Source organism: Desulfobacula sp. (assembly GCF_021107415.1).
The window spans coordinates 1-18,417 of the sequence record NZ_JAIOSW010000305.1 but is presented as its reverse complement, the minus strand read 5'-3'; the positions used below and the strand labels follow the sequence as shown (position 1 = coordinate 18,417).

General features: G+C 44.7%; 14 protein-coding genes. 4 read left to right on the top strand and 10 right to left on the bottom strand.

All coding sequences use genetic code 11. The features are described 5' to 3' along the window. The 3 genes from uvrA to K8S13_RS15840 all read left to right on the top strand — a co-directional run. A partial coding sequence (uvrA, locus tag K8S13_RS15850; protein ID WP_291463960.1) for an excinuclease ABC subunit UvrA occupies nucleotides 1-2,402 on the top strand: 2,402 nt, incomplete at its 5' end. Nucleotides 2,403-2,672: 270 nt separating this feature from the next. After that, entirely contained in the window at nucleotides 2,673-3,737 is a 1,065-nt protein-coding gene (locus tag K8S13_RS15845; RefSeq protein WP_291463958.1) for a mandelate racemase/muconate lactonizing enzyme family protein, read from the top strand. Further along, the gene (locus K8S13_RS15840; protein ID WP_291463956.1) at nucleotides 3,737-4,915 is read left to right on the top strand and encodes a DUF1611 domain-containing protein; all 1,179 of its coding nucleotides are present in this window, start codon (nucleotides 3,737-3,739) and stop codon (nucleotides 4,913-4,915) included. The genes K8S13_RS15845 and K8S13_RS15840 overlap by 1 nt, the downstream gene beginning before the upstream one ends. 59 nt (nucleotides 4,916-4,974) lie before the next feature. Here K8S13_RS15840 and K8S13_RS15835 read toward each other — a convergent pair whose 3' ends face one another. The 9 genes from K8S13_RS15835 to K8S13_RS25730 form a co-directional block, all read right to left on the bottom strand. Further along, on the bottom strand, nucleotides 4,975-5,778 hold the full coding sequence (locus K8S13_RS15835) for a M55 family metallopeptidase (RefSeq protein WP_291463954.1): 804 nt from the start codon (nucleotides 5,776-5,778) through the stop codon (nucleotides 4,975-4,977). Nucleotides 5,779-5,794: 16 nt separating this feature from the next. Then, a complete protein-coding gene (locus tag K8S13_RS15830) occupies nucleotides 5,795-6,820 on the bottom strand; it encodes an ABC transporter ATP-binding protein (protein WP_291463952.1) in 1,026 nt (341 codons plus the stop codon). Nucleotides 6,821-6,835: 15 nt separating this feature from the next. After that, nucleotides 6,836-7,819 (bottom strand): ABC transporter ATP-binding protein, encoded by a 984-nt coding sequence (locus K8S13_RS15825; protein WP_291463951.1) that lies wholly within the window; start codon nucleotides 7,817-7,819, stop codon nucleotides 6,836-6,838. A 32-nt stretch (nucleotides 7,820-7,851) separates the two neighbouring features. Next, nucleotides 7,852-9,438, bottom strand: coding sequence for an amidohydrolase family protein (locus tag K8S13_RS15820; RefSeq protein WP_291463949.1), 1,587 nt, complete (start codon nucleotides 9,436-9,438; stop codon nucleotides 7,852-7,854). A 19-nt stretch (nucleotides 9,439-9,457) separates the two neighbouring features. Further along, nucleotides 9,458-10,300 carry an ABC transporter permease gene (locus K8S13_RS15815; protein ID WP_291463947.1) on the bottom strand — a complete coding sequence of 281 codons (843 nt, stop codon included), beginning with the start codon at nucleotides 10,298-10,300 and terminating at the stop codon, nucleotides 9,458-9,460. After that, nucleotides 10,297-11,244 carry an ABC transporter permease gene (locus K8S13_RS15810; RefSeq protein ID WP_291463945.1) on the bottom strand — a complete coding sequence of 316 codons (948 nt, stop codon included), beginning with the start codon at nucleotides 11,242-11,244 and terminating at the stop codon, nucleotides 10,297-10,299. Before K8S13_RS15810 ends, K8S13_RS15815 begins: the two co-directional genes overlap by 4 nt. A gap of 87 nt (nucleotides 11,245-11,331) precedes the next feature. Further along, nucleotides 11,332-12,933, bottom strand: coding sequence for an ABC transporter substrate-binding protein (locus K8S13_RS15805; RefSeq protein ID WP_291463943.1), 1,602 nt, complete (start codon nucleotides 12,931-12,933; stop codon nucleotides 11,332-11,334). Nucleotides 12,934-13,122: 189 nt separating this feature from the next. Next, nucleotides 13,123-14,295 (bottom strand): amidohydrolase, encoded by a 1,173-nt coding sequence (locus K8S13_RS15800; RefSeq protein WP_291463942.1) that lies wholly within the window; start codon nucleotides 14,293-14,295, stop codon nucleotides 13,123-13,125. Next, nucleotides 14,295-14,504: a proline racemase family protein gene (locus tag K8S13_RS25730; protein WP_367172657.1), complete on the bottom strand. Its 210-nt coding sequence runs from the start codon at nucleotides 14,502-14,504 to the stop codon at nucleotides 14,295-14,297. The genes K8S13_RS15800 and K8S13_RS25730 overlap by 1 nt, the downstream gene beginning before the upstream one ends. Nucleotides 14,505-15,281: 777 nt before the next feature. Between K8S13_RS25730 and K8S13_RS15790 the strand changes: the two genes are divergently transcribed. Then, nucleotides 15,282-17,156 (top strand): aldehyde ferredoxin oxidoreductase family protein, encoded by a 1,875-nt coding sequence (locus tag K8S13_RS15790; protein WP_291463939.1) that lies wholly within the window; start codon nucleotides 15,282-15,284, stop codon nucleotides 17,154-17,156. 76 nt (nucleotides 17,157-17,232) lie between these two features. Here K8S13_RS15790 and K8S13_RS15785 read toward each other — a convergent pair whose 3' ends face one another. Next, the gene (locus K8S13_RS15785; RefSeq protein ID WP_291463961.1) at nucleotides 17,233-18,411 is read right to left on the bottom strand and encodes a thiolase family protein; all 1,179 of its coding nucleotides are present in this window, start codon (nucleotides 18,409-18,411) and stop codon (nucleotides 17,233-17,235) included. Nucleotides 18,412-18,417 lie beyond the last annotated feature (6 nt).

The following is an 18,417-nucleotide window of genomic DNA, read 5'->3' as shown; positions in this document are numbered from 1 at the left end:
TGATCCTTTCCCCCATTGTGGAAAACCGGAAGGGAGAACATAAAGACAGGCTTGAAAAGCTGAAAAAACAATGGTATGCCAGGGTCAGGGTGGATGGAGTTGTTCAAGGACTTGAAAATGTTCAGCCCCTTGCCAGAATCAAGAAACACCATATAGAAGTTGTGGTGGACCGCCTGAAGATTAAAAATGATAAAAAGTTTGAGAAACGCCTGACCGACTCTGTGGAGAATGCACTTAAACTGGGGAATGGTCAGATGATTGTCCATATGCCGGGCAGAGAAGATTTGAAAATGAGTGAGGCCCGATCCTGCTGCGGGGTTGCATACCCGGAATTAACGCCACAGATTTTTTCGTTTAATTCACCTCTGGGCATGTGTCCGGATTGCAATGGCATTGGAACGCTGCTTTCCATGGACCCGGACAAGGTTGTGCCGGATAAGGATTTAAGCATCCGGCAGGGTGCGGTCATCCCGTGGAAGAATTATTTTATTAAAAAACCACGGTATCAAAATGATAATTCCTGGGGCATGAGCCAGCTTAAGGCCATGGAGCGGCAATGGGGTATCAATTTTGATATTCCCTGGAAAAAATTGTCCCAAAAAGATAAAGACCTTCTCCTGTATGGCTCAAAAAATAAAGAGATGACGGTCAACTGGAATTCAGCCAAGATTCAGGGGGAATTTACCAGAACCCATGAAGGACTGATTCATACCCTGATGCGGCGATACAAGTCCACCCAGTCCGAGGGCCAAAAAAAATACTATTCCGCATTTATGACAGCCAGCACCTGTCCTGCCTGTCAGGGCAAGCGGTTGAAAAATGAAGTGCTTCATGTTCATATCAATAAAAAATCGATTATGGATGTGACGGCTATGACCGTCAAGGAAGCCTTTGATTTTGTTAATGGACTGAACCTGACTGGAAATAAGAAATTGATTGCCGAAGAACTGCTAAAGGAAATCTCAGATCGGCTCGGGTTTCTTGTAAATGTGGGACTGGACTACCTCTCACTTGACAGGAGCGGGCCGACTCTCTCCGGCGGTGAATCCCAGAGAATCAGACTTGCTTCCCAGGTGGGCTCGGAGCTTACAGGGGTTCTCTATATCCTGGATGAACCGTCCATCGGTCTGCATCAAAGAGATAATATCAAACTATTGCACACCCTTCATCATTTGCGGGATATCGGCAACACCCTGATCATTGTGGAACATGACCGGGAAACCATGGAAGAATCCGACTGGATCGTGGATATCGGTCCCGGGGCAGGGCATCTTGGCGGACAGATCGTGGCCCAGGGCACACCGGATCAGATTAAAGAGAACCCGGCATCCATCACCGGTAAATTTTTAACCGGTAAAGAACAAATAGATATCCCTAAAAAAAGGAAAAGTCATAAAAGTCGGGGAAGTAAATGGATCACCATTGTCAAAGCCTCTGAGAATAATTTGAAAAATATTACGGTAAAAATACCCCTGGGGCTTTTAGTGGCAGTCACGGGCGTATCCGGGGCGGGAAAATCAACTCTGATTAATCAGATTCTCTATCCGGCCCTGGCAGTCAAGCTTCATGGCTCCCAAATGACTGTAGGCCGGCATGACAAAATCAAAGGACTCTCCCATCTGGACAAAATTATTAATATTGACCAGAAGCCCATCGGCCGGACCCCTCGAAGCAACCCTGCCACCTATACCAAAGTGTTTGACCATATCCGGGATTTTTTTGCCATGCTGCCTGAATCAAAAGCCCGGGGATATAAAAAGGGAAGATATTCTTTTAACGTAAAGGGTGGCAGGTGCGAGGCCTGTAGAGGTGACGGTCATATTAAAGTGGAGATGCATTTTTTGGCCGATGTATTTGTTCCTTGTGAAGTCTGTATGGGAAAACGGTTCAACCGGGCAACCCTTGAAATTACGTATAAGGGTCATTCCATTTCCGATATCCTGAATCTGTCTGTCATGCAGGCAAAAAAGCTGTTTGCAAACCATCCCAAAATCACAAATATTCTGAATACATTAATGGATGTAGGGCTTTCCTACATCAAGCTTGGACAGGCAGCCACCACGCTTTCGGGTGGAGAGGCCCAGAGAATCAAGCTTGCCCGGGAACTTGCCAAAAGGGATACCGGAGAAACCCTCTACATCCTTGATGAACCCACAACAGGACTCCATTTCAGGGATGTCAGACTCCTTTTAAAAGTCCTTTCACGCCTGACTAAGGCCGGCAATACGGTAATCATTATTGAGCACAACCTGGATGTCATTAAAACAGCAGACTGGATTATTGATCTTGGGCCTGAAGGGGGTAACAGCGGAGGGGAAATTATTGCCCAAGGGCCTCCTGAAACGATAGCTATGAAGCCAAAAAGCTATACCGGGCACTATTTAAAGGAAATTTTCAATTAGCAAGAGGTCGTAAAAAAGACGTCGTAAGGCTGATATTTTTGTAGAAGTCATAGTAACGGAAGGTATTCAATGGATGTTTAAATTCTATGAGGAAGAAATGAGTAAGCTTGACGGTATCAGACATGCTGAATCCTTTATGGTGACCCATACACGCAGAAAGTGGACACAGCTTCCTCCCCATATAAAAGGCTGGATGCCGAAATGACAGGGCTATAATCAAACAGGATCTTAATTTTTGGTTTAAAAAATGATTTATAGGGGCATTAAGTTATGAAAATAAAAAAAATTACTATTTGGAAAGAGAACCTGGCATTGACGCGTCCTTACACCATTGCATATGAGCGGATTGACTCGGTTGAAAATCTGTTTGTTCTTCTGGAAGATGATAATGGCAATGTTGGGATTGGTGCAGGTTCACCGGCAGAAGGTGTAACCGGTGAGAGCATTATGACCTGTGAAAAAGCTTTGAATGAGCAATTGGAACCTGTTCTTAAGGGTCAGGATGTTATGTACCACAGGGCATTACTCCAAAAATTGAATGAAGCCATGACTGATACTCCTGCGGCTCTTGCGGCGGCTGATATCGCCCTGCATGATCTTTTGGCTACTACGATTGGCGTACCCCTGGTTGATATTCTGGGCCGGGTTCATGACCGGCTGCAGACTTCCATAACCATAGGGATCAAATCTATAGAAGAGATGCTGATGGAGGCCCGGGAGTATCAGGAACAGGGGTTTACCATTTTAAAAATTAAAACCGGGCTTGATGTAGAAGAAGATATTGAACGCGTTATGCGGCTTAAAGAAATATTCAAAACTGCCATGCGTATCCGGGTAGATGCAAACCAGGGTTATACTCTATCAGAATATAAGCGGTTTTTTGATGCCACAAAAGATGCGCTTGAGTTTGTGGAACAGCCTCTTACTGCATTGGATCTTGACGGGATGCGATCCCTGCCTGAACATATGCGCAGGCTCTCGGCCGCGGATGAAAGCCTTCTTTCTCCAAAAACCGCTTTAAATTGTCTGTTTGAGCCCTATCCTTTTGGTATTTTCAATATTAAGCTGATGAAATGCGGCGGGATCGGGCCTGGCCTGGAAATTGCCGATATGGCCTGCCACGCAGGTATTGATCTCATGTGGGGATGCATGGATGAAAGCATTGTTTCCATTGCAGGTGCGCTGCACGCAGCTTTTGCATCAAGGGCCACTAGATTTCTGGATCTGGACGGGAGCCTGGATTTGGCAAAGGACCTGGTAACAGGCGGTTTTATTCTTGATAATGGGTGGCTTATCACCACTGAACAACCTGGATTGGGAGTGAAAAGAATCTAATGAATTATAAAAAAATTGAAGATGTCGATAAGGTTGAAAATATTTTGGAACATAGAAAAAAGAATATCATGATGGGATCAGCCTTTATCCTTACCAATGGAAGTTTGGAACATGCAGATGCAAAAACAGCCCATGGCTTGATTCGTGGTACTGAACGATTTGATATCAAAGGTGTTATCGACTATAACAGTGCAGGCCGGGATGCCGGTGAAGTCCTTGATGGAATGTATAGGAACATCCCGGTTTATGCAACTGTTGATGCATACATAAAGGCAGCAGGCACCAAGCCGGATTACGCGATTATCGGTGTTGCCTTGAGCGGCGGCAGACTCAATGAGCAATGGCAGGCGCTGGCACTGGATATCCTGAAACTTGGTATTTCCATTGTCAATGGGATGCACATGCTGCTTGGAGATCACCCTGTTTTCAGGGAAGTCGCCAAGACCCATAATGCTGAAATTATAGACATCCGCCGCCACAAACCCTTTGACCAGCTTCACTTCTGGTCCGGTCGGATTTTTCAAATGAAAGTTCCCAGGCTGGCAATATTGGGTATGGATTGCGCCCTTGGCAAGCGCACAACATCCCGGATGATCATTGAGACATGTCTGGCAAACAAGATTCATGCTGAAATGATATATACCGGTCAGACAGGATGGCTTCAGGGGAATCTCCACGGGTTTATCCTGGACACCACAATAAATGATTTTGTCAGCGGGGAGATAGAGACAGCGATTATTGAATGTGAGCAGGAATCGTCTCCGGATATTATCCTGATCGAAGGGCAGTCTTCATTGAGAAATCCCTTGGGCCCCTGTGGATCGGAGATTATTGTTTCCGGCAATGTAAAGGGAGTCATCCTTCAACATACCCCATTCAGAAAATTTTATGCTGCAACTGAAGACATCGGTTGCCTGCTGCCGGATGTAGCAGATGAGATAAGGCTGATTGAAATGTACAAGACAAAAGTATTGGCTGTTACCCTCAATGGGACCGGGGGCTCAAAACAAGATCTGGAACAATACAGGCAAACCCTTGAAGCAAGGCTGAATATCCCTGTGATCCTGCCGCTGGAGGATGGCCTTTCCAATCTTTTGCCTGTCATTCGTCAGTTCATCAAAAATCATGATAAAGTACATAGTGCCAAACGTCTGGAACCAGGTATTGCCAGGGATTAGGAGCACATTAATAAAAAAATAATATATTCGATAAAATCTTCAAAAACTGCCCGTGGCAGTTACAAAACAAAAACAAGCATTCTTAGAACATCAAAATAATTTTGAGTTTCAAACAATACAATTTTTGGAGAAATAAGTTTTGATCCGGGGTAGAATGATGCTTTATAGGCATCTTTAATATTTAAATAAGTAATTTTAACAGTAAAATATTCAGGTAGTTCAAATTTAAAAGGAACAAGTGGTTTTTCAAGGGCTCTTTTGCTTGCAGCTCTTATTTTTTGTATTGCCTCATCAGGATGAATATTGATGGTGGAACCGCCTGATCCTTCTTTTACCGGAACTGTGATGATTTCAGATAAAAGTTTTTTGGCTTCCCTGCAAATCTCCCTGTCACCTGATAAAAAAACAACAGGAACCTGTTCAAGGGCAGCAGTATATGTATTTAAGAAAAATTCAGATACAAGTGGATGTCCGTTTATCTCAATATCTGCAATAAGAGTGCTGCTCATGGTGTGTGCAAGGGGATTCCCTCCTGCTCCTGCTGCACAGTGATATCCAATCATGAAAGCTGCATCAAAGCTTTTGTTTATCTCCTGCATCATCATATAGGGATGTCTGCTCCAGCCCCTGACAAGCTTTACCTTTTCAGGCAGTTTTGATGCAATGATATTGCAGGCAGTTGAATGGGCATCTTTAACGAGTATACTGGTGGCACCTGCTTCAACAGCTCCTTCACAGGCTGCACACACCTCCTTTGTCATCTGTTCCTGGAATTGGGCGTAATCATCACAGCTTTTTGTTACTTCACTCCAGTCTGTTGTTCCGGTTATGCCTTCAATATCAGCACTGATATAAATTTTCATGATTAATTGCCTTTTTTTAATATAGATGGCAAGCAACTTGATGACCGGATTCTACATCGGATAATTCCGGTTGTCTTTGCCGACAGATATCCATTACCTTTGGGCAACGGGGGTGAAAACGACAGCCCGAAGGGGGATTGATGGGACTGGGGACATCTCCCCCCAATACGATACGCTGTTTTCTTGCTCCTGGCTCGGGTTTGGGGATCGCTGAAAGTAATGCCTGGGTATAGGGATGTTTGGGATCGCTGTACAATTTGTCATAGGTTGTAAATTCAACTATTTTACCTACGTACATAACTGCGATCCTGTCGCAGATGTACTCAACCACGGCGAGGTCATGGGAAATGATAATATAGGAAAGCTGGAATTCCTTCTGAAGATCTATGAGAAGGTTGATGATCTGTGCCTGGATTGAAACATCTAAGGCTGATACAGGTTCGTCACCTATGATCAGCTTTGGGTTGAGGGCCAGGGCCCTTGCAATACCAATCCGCTGGCGCTGTCCTCCAGAAAATTCATGGGGATAACGATTACCCTGTTCAGGTGACAGTCCCACTGTTTCCAGGAGGTAAGCAACCCGTTCCTTTAAAGCCTTGCCTGTGTAGAGATTATGAATTTTCATGGGATCCGCTATAATTCGATTAAGCGGCATGCGGGGGTTCAGTGAAGAATAGGGGTCCTGAAAAATAATCTGCATTTCACAACGCAGGGATTTCCTCTCTTTATGTGTCATTTTGGCAATATCTTTGTCTTGAAAAAAGACCTGGCCTTCAGTGGGCTCTTCAAGCCTTAACATAGCCATCCCGGCAGTAGTTTTGCCGCAGCCGCTCTCACCCACAATCCCTAATGTTTCACCTTTCTCCAATGACAGCGAGATTCCGTCCACAGCATGCACATATCCGGTGGTATTACCAAAAAATCCTTTTTTAACCGGAAAATGAACCTTTAGATCTTTTACGCTAAGAAGTGTTTCCAATTGATCAGATTCCTTGACTGTTTTTGGAAGACAGAACAGAAAACACCAGTGTTCCCGGTCCATAAGCTTCGATTTTTATTAATACAAATGACATCGTACTTTACGCTCCAGTTCCAGGGGCCTTAAATCAGGCAGGGTTACCCTGCACTCAGGAATGCATTCCTGGCAGCGGGGTTGAAAGCTGCATCCTTTGGGTAATTCATATAAACTTGGAACTATGCCTGGGATTTCAGTCAAGCGGTCCCTCCCGTATTTGGCCCGCCGTCCCAGTATGGGTATTGATTGCAACAATCCCTTGGTATAAGGATGTTTAGGATTTTCGAACAGATCTTTTGTCGGTCCTTCCTCAACCACCTTGCCTGCATACATGACAACCACCCGTTGTGCAATTTCAGCAATCACGCCCAGATCATGGGTAATCATCAGTACAGCCGTATTATATTGTTCCTTTAGTTCCAGCATCAGCTCGAGTATTTGTGCCTGGATGGTGACGTCCAGAGCCGTTGTAGGCTCGTCAGCAATCAGAATTTCAGGGTTGCAGGCCAAAGCCATGGCAATCATGGCACGCTGACGCATGCCGCCGGAAAGCTGGTGGGGAAATTCCTGTGCTCGATTGCGGGGAGAAGGAATTTTTACCCTGTCGAGCATATCTATTGCCCGGTCAAGGCTGTCCTTTTTATTCAGTCCCTGGTGGACGACAAACATTTCTGCAATCTGGTTTCCTATGGTAAATACAGGATTCAGGGATGTCATGGGCTCCTGGAAAATCATGGAAATCCGGTTTCCCCGGATTTTGCGCATTTTGTTTTCCGGCAGCTCCAGCAGATTGGTACCGTCAAATTCAATCCGTCCGCTGACAATTTTGCCCGGCGGATTCTTGATCAGGCGCATGATTGACAGAACAGAAACGCTTTTGCCACTGCCGGATTCTCCTACAATGCCAAGTGTTTCTCCCGGGTTTGCATGGAATGATACATCGTCCACGGCTTTGGCAACACCTTCCAAAGTATAAAAATAGGTTTTCAGGTCTCGAACGTTCAATATATGTTCGTTGTTACTCACCAATAGCTCCCTTTATGTCTGGTATCCGGTATTTATTTACGATAAACTATTTCACCATTTATAATTGTCATTTCCACATCTACATTATGCCATTCCCGGGCAGGTGTAACAGTTAGATCCTTTTCAAAGACGGTTAGATCAGCCCAGTTTCCCGGCAGAAGCGAGCCTGAGTAATCTTCTTTCTGTGAAGTCCAGGCTGCGGTCCTGGTAAAGCCTGCCAGGCTCTCCTCCAAAGTAAGTCTCTGCTGCGGCTGCCATCCTCCTTCCGGCTTAAGATCAGATGTCTGGCGGAGAACAGCCGCCTGCAACCCGAGGATCGGTCTTATTTGCTCTATCGGGGCATCGGAACCAAATTGTAACTGTATGTCGTTTTCCATTAATGTTTTCCATGCATATGCCCTGGTGGAGCATCGTTTATTGCCCCAGAGTTTGTCTGCCACATGCCAGTCAGACGGAACAAAAATCGGCTGCACTGAAGCCACAATACCCATATCCCGATACCTGGCAAGGTCTTCAGACTTATAAAGCTGAACATGCTCGATGCGGTCTCTCCAAAGGCCGGGATATTGTTTGCGGCCATTGGCAATGGCATCCAAAGCATTTGTGCCGGCCTTATCCCCGATGGCATGGATAGCTACGCTGAGTCCCCGCTTGTATGCTTCAAGGACATAATGTTTCAGTTCATCTGCATCAAGGCAGTGGATACCGTAATTATCCGGATCACCCTCATAGGATTCATGCATCAGTGCGGTTGTTGACCCCAGTGATCCGTCTGCAAAAAGCTTGAGATGCCCGATCCAGAGCTGTTGATTTCCTTTTCCCCAGCTGAGGTTAAGTCCATCAGCCTCGTTCAGGTCATAACTCTGGATCAAATGATGGACTCTGAGTTTTAATTGGTTATTCTGGTCCATTTCACGCAAAAGCTTCCATTCCTCCAGAGACTCGCATGTATGCACTCCGGTCAGACCCAGACTTAGAAGCTCTGACTGGGCGGCATGGACAGTGGTTTTAAGTTCGTCATCCCCAACGGGAGGAATTATTTCCATGATGAGGTCCCTGGCTTCATGCAAAAGGCCTGTAAGCTCTCCGCCGGCATCCCGATCGAAGCGGGCGCCCGGTGGGTCTGGTGATTCAGGTGTGATGCCGGCAAGTTGCAGGGCCTTTGAATTAAGCCATTCACTGTGGCCGCAGACCCTTATCATCAGAAGCGGGTTATCAGGACTTATATCATCAAGGTCTTCTTTGGCAGGCACCCGGTTTTCTTTCCATAGATGATGGTTCCATCCTCGTCCTATGAGCCATTGGCCCGGCTTTGCTTTTGAGACAGCTTCTTTGATTATGTTGCGGCAGCCTTCTATACTGGGCAGGCCTGTAAGATCAATCATCAGTTGGGCGCGGGCATAGCTGACAAAATGGCAGTGAGCATCCACAAGCCCAGGAGAGACCAGACGTCCCGGCAATTCAACAGCTTTTGCATTGGGAAGAGCGGATTTTACTTCCTGGTTGGTTCCCACCACAGCAATACAGCCGTTCTTAATTCCAACAGCTTCAGCCCAAAGCTGCCTCGGAATCCCGGTGAAAATGTTTGAAGAATATATGGCAAATTCTTGTGAAGACATTAATGCTCCTTATTCATTATTAATTGCGTTGGGTCAGAGTGTGAGGATCTAATATATCCCGCAGGCCATCACCCAGCAGGTTGAGCCCCAGTACTGTTATAAAGATGGCAAGCCCCGGAAAAACGGAAATCCATGGCGCTGTAAATAATTGCTCCCGGGCAGCAGACAACATGGCTCCCCATGAGGGAGTAGGCGGCTGCACGCCAAGGCCAAGAAACGAGAGGGCTGCTTCCAGAAGAATTGCTCCGGCAACTCCCAATGTGGCAATGATCAGAATTGGGCCTATGATATTCGGCAGAATCTGGGTGAACATAAGCCGTATGCGGCCATAGCCAAGCGCCCGGGCAGCCTTGACATAATCCAGGTTTTTTGCCGCCAGGGCCTGGGACCGGGTGATGGGGCAGGAATATGACCAATTGGTGAATCCCAGGGCAATAAAGACGTTTATAAGCCCAGGGCCTAACAGGGCCATTACTGCCAGTGCAAAAATCAATGATGGAATAGAGAGCATGATATTGGTCAGTCCCATAACCAGATCATCCCACCATCCGCCGAAAAAACCCGCGCTCAGGCCTAAAGAGACCCCGATAATCGTATTGAAAACCTGGCTTATCAAACCTACTGCCAGTGAAATCCTGGCACCGTATATGACCCGTGACAGGATGTCGCGGCCCTGAATATCCGTACCGAACCAGTATGGTTTTCCGGGCGGCTCTTCCGAAACCATTAAATCTGCATCATCTATGGGGTGGTATGGTGCCAGTACCGGTGCAAAAATAGCGGCTGTGATTACAAATAAGGTGATGATGCCCCCGACCATAAGATTGGTCTGGTGTAAAATTTTATATAAATTTTTATTCATTTAAACGATGTCCTGATTCTTGGATCGATCACTCCATAGAGCAGGTCGACGATTAAGTTGACCATTAAAAAAACAAGGATAATTACCAGGATACAGCCTTGGGTTATGGGGATGTCTCGTTGAAAAATGGAGTCCACCAGAAGAGAGCCCAGTCCCGGCCATGAAAAAAGCTTTTCCACTATAACCGTATTGGCTATTAACTCTCCGAACTGAAGACTGGCTGTCGTCAGTATCAGAATCAATGCATTTCTCATGACATGTTTTCTGTTTACCAGAAATTCAGACAGACCTTTGGCCCTGGCGGTGCGAATGTAATCAGTGGTAAGGATTTCCACAACCGCTGCACGTGTGGTTCGCGCTAAAAGTCCGACATAACCTATCCCAAGTGTAAATGCGGGCAGGATAATATTTTTTATGGAGCCGTCTCCATATCCTAAGGGGGGTAATAAATGCAGTTTGACAGAAACAAAATACATTAAAAGCAACCCTAACCAGAATTGTGGTATGGACACGCCTGATACCGCTCCCATCATTGTGATGGTATCAGGCACCCGGCCCTGGCGAAGGGCTGAATAGAAACCAAGAGGAATTCCAAAACATACGGCAACCAGCATGGCTGCAACGGCCAGTTTCAGTGTGGGCCACAGTCTTTCCTTGAGCAGCTGGGTTACGGGTTCGCGCCTGAGGAATGAACGTCCCAGGTCACCAATGGCAAGCCCTTTCAGATAAATGGCATACCGTTGCCACAATGGCTTGTCTAACCCCCATTCTTTCTTCATCTGTTCTATATACTGCTCGGTGATCATACCGCTGTCCTGGTCTCCGGCAGCCATGAGTGCAGCATTGCCGGGCAGTACATTCAGCAGCATGAACATAATCAGGGTAATGACTAAAATGGTGGGAATGAATTGAAGCAGCCTGCGAAGGGCATAAGCAAACATCATTTATCCTTTTAGTACCTTATAGACACTAAGTTCGATCAAAATGACCGGGAAAGCCCAATGGCTTCCCCGGTCATGGTATGCATTTTTTTATTTGGCTCTTGGAGAGGTTTCATCCACCCACACACTGGTGAGATCCTGGAACATCATTTCCGGGGCTACCTTGGACAGGTTGTGCACCCAGGGATGAAATGCCATGACAGCCTTGTTGTAATTGAAGAACCAGACTGGGGCATCCTTAGTAAAAACAGCGTCAGCTTTTTTGATCAGTTCTATTTTTTTTGCTTCGTCACGCTCTTTGGCTGCCTGATCTAAAAATTTGTCAAATTCCGGGTTGTTATATTTGACATAATTGCCACTGCCTACAGGGGTAGTTGAATGCCACCTATGGAGGACTACCAGAGGGTCTGGCCCGGAGTCAAGTGACCAGATAAACATCTGGTATTTACCGTCACGAATCCGCTGATCCATGGTAGCACCTTCCATCTGCTCAATTTTTATGCTTATGTTAATTTTTTTCAAAAAAGGCATCATTGCCTCATAAATACCTGTACCCCAGGATTTATTAGCAGTACCGATTGCATGCTCAATGGCAAAACCTTTTTCATATCCGGCTTCTTTCATGAGTTGTTTGGCTTTGTCAAGATTATACTCATATTTTTTCCCATTGGGATCAAAGGCCGGTGATGTTGAAGGCAGAAATCCCCTGGCAGGGAAAGCTTTGCCTTTGAGAATTTTTTCGATGATCAGGTCGGCCGGAATGGCATGGTTGATGGCCTGACGAACCCGTTTGTCGGCAAATGGTTTAAATGCAGGGTTCATACCTACCAGACGGGTAAACATCTCGGCAACTTCGATCATATTTTTGGAAATCACAGGATCTGCAAGGTATTCAGGATAGTTGACAGCACCGACAATGGTGGCATCCAGATCTTTTGCTTTGAAGGCAAGGTCACGGGGAGCTGCTTCACCCATGATTTTGTAGTTTACCTTATCAAGATACGGCAGGCCTTTCATATAAAAATCATCGAATTTTTCAATTATGACTTCAGATCCTTTAACCCATTTAACAAATTTAAACGGTCCGCAGCCAACGGGATTGATTCTGAAATTATCCTCATTGCCTTCCACTTCTTCCTTTGGCAGAATAGCTACGGTAGGAAACCACAGGTAAAACTTCATATCTACTGGATTTTCAATAGTCATCTGAAATGTCAGGGCATCTATTTTTTTTAGCCCGCTAATGGTATCGGCCTTGCCATTATTCAAGTCTTTGGCTCCTTGAATTGGCATGATATGTATAAAGGAAGGTGAAGCAGGTTTCATGGAAGCAATATGTGTATAGCTCCAGATGATGTCATCGGATGTCAATTTGCGGCCGTTATGAAACTTGATGTTGGGACGCAGCTTGTATGTATAGGTCAGGCCGTCATCGGATATATCTACACTTTCTGCCAGGTCAAGCACGGGAATGCTTTTTTGGGCATCCCACCGGTACAGGCTGCGATGGATATTCATTGAGACCAGGTAATCCTGATATCTACTGGTCGTGTAGGGGTTAAGGCTGGAGAGATCTCCTCCATAAGGTGCCATAAAATTGAGAGTTCCACCGCTTCTTGCTGCAAACACCGGAGATACCCAGGCACTTGCCACAAGTGCTAATAATGCCGTAAAAAACATTAATTTTTTCATTCTATTACTCCTTTATTATATTTAGCTGGAAGAGAACGGAATCAACAGCCGTCGGCCGAATTTTAGATATGCTCCCCGGATAAGGAGGGAAACTTAAATAACAGTCAATGACATGGATTCATAGCGTTCCCCATGGTTATATTGTAAATTATTATCAATAAAGAAAGAGCTTGTCAATTTGTATGAATATTAATTTAATATCTGAGTTATAATGGAGTTGTATATTTTTATACCGGATTCAATTAATCTGTCGGGAAAATCAAAATCAGGTGCGTGCAGATCAGGCTGATCCCGGCCTGAGCCCAATAAAAAAAATGCACCTCCTTTGCTGCAGGTATTAATAATGTAGCCCACATCTTCGCCCCCTCTCATGGGGACATCCATATATTGAACATCTAAATTATTCTCTTTTGCAGCTTTTTCAACAATTTGACAGCATTGTTCATCATTGGTGCAGGAAATAGTCTCATCAGTATAGGAAATTTTCCAGTTTAATAAGTTTTCCAGTTTTGAAGTCTTAATAATATAGTTTTCAATCTGACCGGTTAATCCGCTTAATACGTCATCTTTATAAGCTCTTAAGGTCATTGCAATATGCGCGTCAGCAGGTGCGGTGCCATATCCGGGGTTTTTACCCAATATAAAATTTACAATGGTTACCATTGAAAAATCATCAGAATAAATATCTTTATTGTTCTGTAATTCATATGCCCCAGCAACTATTTTTATTGCTGCATTATATGGGCAGACACCGCTTTCAGGCCGAGATGCATGAGCAGCGGTTCCTTCCAGATCAACAAGCATTGTGGTCACTGCAGGGCTCATTTGACCGGATCGAAGCAGTATTTGATTTTCCTCCTCAGACTGAAAATTATGTATACCAAATAAATAATCCGGTTTTATTTTTTTAAATTTCGGATCTTCAACAAATTTTTTAGCGCCGTCCAGGGTTTCTTCGGCAGGCTGGAATATCAAAACGACTCTTCCTTTTTCAGGTTTTTTGTCCTGTAAAATTTTTCCCAAACCTGCAACCATTGTCGTATGACCATCATGACCGCATTTGTGACTCACATTTTTAATTTTTGAAGCATGAGGGAAATGATTTTTTTCTTGAATGGGTAATGCATCAATATCTGCCCGAAAGGCCAAAGTTGGTCCCGGAGCATTTCCATTATATATTGCAGCCAGGCCATATCCGCCAATATTGGTAATTATTTCGTCAGGATCAAATCTGGAAATAAAATCATATATTTTTTTTTGTGTATTTATTTCATTTCGAGAAAGTTCGGGATTCTGGTGCAAATCCTTTCTGAACTGAATTAATTCGTCCAAGTTTAAAACTATATCTGCAAATGCGTTCATTATACAATATATCCTTTCTGGAAAGGGTCATGATTTTCAATTAAAAATTGATGTACCCCAGTTATATAAGCCATACCTTTAATCTGTGTGACAAATCCGTCATAGGAGCCGATTTTTTCTTTATTGACCAGTTGTGCACAAAAGGTGGTTCCCAACGGGCTGTAGTTGATATATGGCTGATGCATTTTGATTTTCTTGTAATGGTGCAGAAGCGCCAGTTTTGATGCAGTTCCTGTACCGCAGGGAGACCGGTCTGCATGGGACTCCCCGAGATGACCATACTCCTTCCAAACGCCTTTCCATTATCCTTTTTTGAATCGTAAAATTCAGTGACATCAACCGTGTTGACATCCGGTCTTAAAGGGTGAGAAACCCTGTTTTGGCCAGGGTGACAACAGCACCAATGGTAGCGGCCGCATAGATAAGGATATCGTCTGGCATCCATGTAAATTAATCCAAATTTGGAAACATTATTAAATACAGCCATATAAAAAGACCTTTAATTTATATTTTAAAAAATACTTAATACCTTTTCACTTTAAATCATTCAACAAAAAGCCAGTCAATTTTTATTACCAAACGCAAGATTTTTATTTTTCCAGTAATTGATGCCCCAGCTTTGCATTGACTTCTTTTCATCTGTTTTTTGCAATAAAGTCTATATAAGGGCTGCCAAGGGTATGTTGTGATCCTGCTCCAAAAAACTGGAGACAGAGTCAAACAACATTTCAAGTTATACCTTTCCTGCTCACAGTGAGCAAGAATTTTCAGTCATTGGCCGAATATTCTCCGCTCTGGTTATAATATATTGTATCTAAACTACCAAAAAAATAAGAAGCGTTGAGGTCGTTTGTCTGGGATATTTTATTCTATAGTAGTTCTCAAAAATATTTGACCATATCCGGCAGTTCGGATATGTTGAAGGCGGGTATGTTTTTATTCGGGTTTAATCCTTGATTTCTACAATTTAGCCAAGGAGGCAAAAAATGTACAAAGGTGGGTATACAGGAAAAATTTTAAGAATCAATTTAACTGATCAAACAGTGAAAGAGGAAAATCTCCCCTTTCAGATGGCAAAGGATTTCATCGGTGGAGCAGGATTTGGTATTAAATATTTATTTGATGAGGTTCCGGCAAATGCAGATGCCCTGGGCCCTGATAACAAACTCATTTTTGCTCCGGGCCCTTTTTCAGGCACCAGCGTTCCTTGTGCCAGCCGGATGGCTGTTACAGCTAAATCCCCTTTGACAGGTGCGGTGGGCATGGCTCTGTCCGGTGGTCATTTCCCGGTTGAGCTGAAGTTTGCCGGCTATGACGTGCTGATTGTTGAAGGGCAGTCAAAGGAGCCGGTTTATATTTGGATAAAAGATGGAGAGGTAAAGTTCCGAAGTGCTAAAAAACTCTGGGGAATGAAAACCACCGATACCCAGCAAATCATTAAAAATGAACTCAATGATCAGAATGTTAGAATTGCCTGCATTGGACCGGCAGGAGAAAACAAGATCAAAATCGCCTCTATTATTAATGAGTGGCGGGCAGTGGGAAGAAAAGGGCTTGGGGCTGTAATGGGCTCGAAAAATCTTAAAGCCATTGCAGTTCGGGGTGTTGAGAAAATAAAAATAGCAGACAGGGACAAACTCAAAGAAGCCAGAAAAGTCTTTACAAAAGCCATGAAGGATAGTGAAATTCTTTATCCTGCATTTTCAAAAATGGGAACTCCAATGGTAGTAGACCATACGTGCCATATGGGAATTTTTCCGACTAAAAATTTTTCAGCAACTGGTGAGTATGATCCAATAGAAAAAATTGGAACTGAGGTTCAGGTCACTCGGAATGTGGGAAAAGAATACTGTTACGGCTGCCCGGTAGGCTGTAGCCAGGTGAAACTGGCCAAGACGGGTGAGTATGCAGGGACCATGACCGAAGGACCTGAGTTTGAGACCATGTATTCTTTTGGAGGTGCCACCGGGGTCGAAAATATTGATGCCATCATTGCCGCAGACCGCCTGGCAGATGAAATGGGGTTTGATACCATATCCTCCGGCGTATCCATCGCTTTTGCCATGGAACTCTATGAAAAAGGTATACTGACAAAGGAAGACACGGGTGGCGTTGAATTAACCTTTGGTAATGATAAAGCCATGATGGCCATCCTTAAACAAATGTCCTTTCGTGAAGGACTTGGAGGCCTCCTTGCTGATGGCTCCAAAATTGCCGCTGAAAAAATCGGTAAAGGATCTGAAAAGTATGCCATGCATGTAAAGGGCTTAGAGCTTCCTGCCTATGATGTCAGAGGAGCTAAAGCTCACGGACTCAATTTTGCAACCTCTTTTACCGGTGCTGATCATTGTCGTGGATATGCTTTCCAGGAAATATTCGGAATACCGGTTCCAAAAGAAGTGGACCGATTTGCGGTTGAGGGTAAAGGGGAGTTGACCAAATGGAACCAGGATATTCGGACAGCAACCACAGATGCGCCAACCATGTGTGCTTTTATCCTTGACATGGCCGTTGTCGGCATTGCCGCCCAAAATACGGCAGATCTCATGGAAGCTGTGACCGGCATTTCTTATACACCCGATGATATCCTTATGGTTGGCGAACGGATAAATAACCTGGCAAGGGCCTTCAATGTAAGAGAGGGGTTTACGCGCGCAGACGACACTCTTCCTGAAAGACTGATGAATGAACCAATTCCCGGAGGGGCTTCCAAAGGTCATTCCATCAGCAAGGAAGAATTAAAACTCATGCTGGATGAATACTATACGGCAAGAGGCTGGGATGTGGAAACCGGATCACCCATGCGGGAAAAACTAAAATCTTTAAATCTGGAATATGCTGCAGATGCATTGAATCTATAAAAAAAGATCAAAAGGGGCTGTATCCGTAATCAGGTTGGATACAGCCCCTTTATTCTTAGAATAAGAAGGTTCTAAATTATACTTTTTCAAATATGGCTGCAGCACCCATGCCGCCGCCAATGCACATGGAGACAACTCCGTATTTCCCATTGACCTCTTTGAGGTTGGCAAGACAGGTAGCTGTCAGTTTTGCACCGGTGCATCCCAGGGGATGACCCAATGCGATTGCGCCCCCGTGGATATTGATTATGTCCATATACTTTTCAAGGCCCAGCTCCCTGATGCAGTAAAGGGCCTGGGATGCAAAAGCCTCATTGATTTCATAGATATCAATATCATCAATGGTCATCCCGGCTTGTTTAAGAACTTTTGGAATGGCATAGCGGGGGCCCACACCCATCTCATCGGACTTGCATCCCACGGTTGTATAGGCAATAAGTTTTGCAATGGGTTTAAGTCCTAATTCATCACATTTGCCTTTTGATGCAATAATAGTTGCTGCTGCACCGTCTGTTGTCTGGGAGGAATTTCCTGCGGTGACACTGCCGGCAGCAGCGAAAGCCGCCCGAAGTTTTCCAAGTCCTTCAGGCGTTGATTCCCGGATACCATCATCGTGTTCAACAATGAATTGCTCTTTTTTGTATTTCCCATCCGATAGTTTTACATATTTAGTGGCAGGTGTGGGAATTATTTCCGTAAACAGACCGTTATCGCGGGCTCTTGCTGCTTTTGCCTGGGATTTTGCGGCAAACTTATCCTGGTCTTCCCGGGATACATTGTAACGGGAGGCAACATTTTCTGCTGTAATACCCATGGAAATATAGTTTTCCGGGTGGATTCCGGAATATTCGGGATGAGGCCGGGGAAGGTTTCCTCCCATGGGAACAAAGGTCATGGATTCAATACCGGCACCCATGGTTATATCTGACCAGCCCATCTGGACTCTTGCGGATGCAAGGGCAATGGCTTCAAGGCCGGATGCACAGAAGCGGTTAACGGTTGCACCGGATACTTTTTCGGGAAACCCGGCCATTTGAGATGCAACCCTGCCGATGTTGAGACCTTGTTCAGCTTCAGGAAAGGCACAGCCGATCATAACATCATCAAAATGTTCAAAACCAAGGTTTTTGGTTCTTTCAACGGCAGACTTCATGATAAAGGTAATCAGTTCTTCAGGCCTTGTCTGTTTGTACAGTCCTCTGTTTTGTTTGCAGCCAGGGGTTCTGACCGATTGTACGATATATGCGTCTTGCATGACTTT